Annotated in this window: 2 protein-coding genes; both read right to left on the bottom strand. The window is 63.3% G+C overall.

What is annotated here, in order from left to right:
• Positions 1-1,096 (bottom strand): TonB-dependent siderophore receptor (locus tag AC1DS3_RS38265; protein WP_477129320.1); only part of this gene is annotated, 1,096 nt, incomplete at its 3' end.
• A gap of 351 nt (positions 1,097-1,447) precedes the next feature.
• Positions 1,448-1,843, bottom strand: a 396-nt coding sequence (locus AC1DS3_RS38260; protein ID WP_477129319.1) for a FecR family protein, incomplete at its 5' end; no start/stop codon positions are given.

The following is a 1,843-nucleotide window of genomic DNA, read 5'->3' as shown; positions in this document are numbered from 1 at the left end:
GCTCGAACTCGTAACCGATCGCTTTGTTGGTACGATCAAAACGATTGTCGTAGCCGGCGATGTTGACACCTGGGTTGACCTGCCCCAGCGATCCCGGGGATTGCAGTTGATTGGGGAAGGCGTATTGCTGATTGTCCTTCTGGTAGCGTGCCAGCAATGTCAGCCTGGTGTCTGCGCTTGGTTGCCAGGTCAACGCAGGGGCGATGTACAGCCGCTTGTCCTGGTCATGGTCCAGCCGGGTGTTCGACTCCCTGCCCAGCATCGTGAGCCGGTACGTCCAGGTACCCGCGGCGTCGATCGCGCCGCCAAAATCGCCCTTGATTTGCTTGCGGTCATAGCTGCCGTACTCCACGCCGATCTCGCGAATGGTCTCCGCGGTCGGGCGCTTGCTGACGACGTTGACCAGGCCGCCCGGGGGGACTTGTCCGTATAGGACAGACGCAGGCCCGCGCAGCACCTCGACGCGTTCAAGCCCGTATGGCTCGATCGCGGTAGCAAAGGTGCGCCCTGAATTGCGAAGCCCGTCCAGAAAGATCCCGGTGTCCTCAATCGTGAAGCCGCGCAACAAGGAGGAATCATCGCTGCCCAGGGATCGTTGGTTGGGGGTGACGCCGGCGGTGTAGCGCAGCGTTTCATCCAGCGACTCCGCTTTTCGGTCCCCGATTTCATCGGCCGTAATCACGGAGACGGACTGCGGATCCTCAAGCAAAGACGTATCGGTTTTGGTGGCGGTGGCGCTGCGCCTGGCGACATAGCCGTTCACCGGCCCCCAGGCGCTCTCCTGCCCTGCACTGGCCATCACTGTTACCGCGGGCAATGTCGAGGCGTTCGCTTCGGCCGCGGTGGGAGCCGCCGCGGGGCCAGCCCGCAAAGAGTAGGTGCCGTTGGCTCCGCGAACAACTTGCAGCCCCTGCCCGCGCAACAGTTCTGCAAATCCATCTTGTACCGTAAAGCTCCCTGCAAGGCCCCCGCTGGCCCTGCCTTGAATCAGCGCAGCGTCCACCGACAACTCCACGCCCGCCGTTCTGGCAAAGCTTGTCAGCGCCAGGCCCAGCGAGCCTGCCGGGATGTTGTAGACGCGCTTGGGTTCCGCCATGCGCTGACCTGTCGGCTGAGCATGCGCTGAAGGAGCCGCGATAGCCTGGACGCCAAGCGCCAGCCCTATCAAGAGTGACACCCGGGCCGCTGTGGCGGTAGTCGTTATCTGGAGCACAGGGGCGCGGCGGCCAGCTCTGCGTGCCAGTTGTGAGGGAGCCTGATTCTGTTTTTGGCGACATGCCATGGTGAAGGCCTTTCGGTTCGGAAGATTTGTGCTGCTCATTACGTCTTCCGAACGAGAAGGCAAAAACCGCAATGCCACTCCCCAAGAAATTTGTAACAGTGGGCGGAATGACGAACCAGGCGCCATCGGAACCATCGCCACGCCTGGCGCGAGGCGCTGGCGTGCCTACCTAGCCCGAACCGTCACCCAGTAGCGCGTCCGGTAGATAACCTCGACCGGTAAACCCAAGGTCAGGTTGAGCAACGCCCGGTCGGTGTCAGGCAGCGAGAACACCCCGGTCACCCTAAGGCTGGCGATAGACGGGTCGCAGTGCAGCAGGCCTGGCCGGTAGCGGCCAAGTTCAGCCAGGAAATCCGCGACGCGCATGTTGTCCGCCACCAGCGTGCCGCTGGCCCATGCAGCAGCGCTCTCCTGCCCCGCCACGGGAGGTTCGGCCTGATCGGTGGCGAACACCGTACGCTGCCCGGCACTCACCCTGACGGCATCTGCGGCGCGCGTGGGGTGTACGTCAACAGCGCCTTCGAACACGGCCACGCGTGAGACATCGGCGTCCTGTCGTAC

This window comes from Cupriavidus sp. 01L46 (genome assembly GCF_056399905.1).
This window is presented reverse-complemented; position numbering and strand designations above follow the sequence as displayed.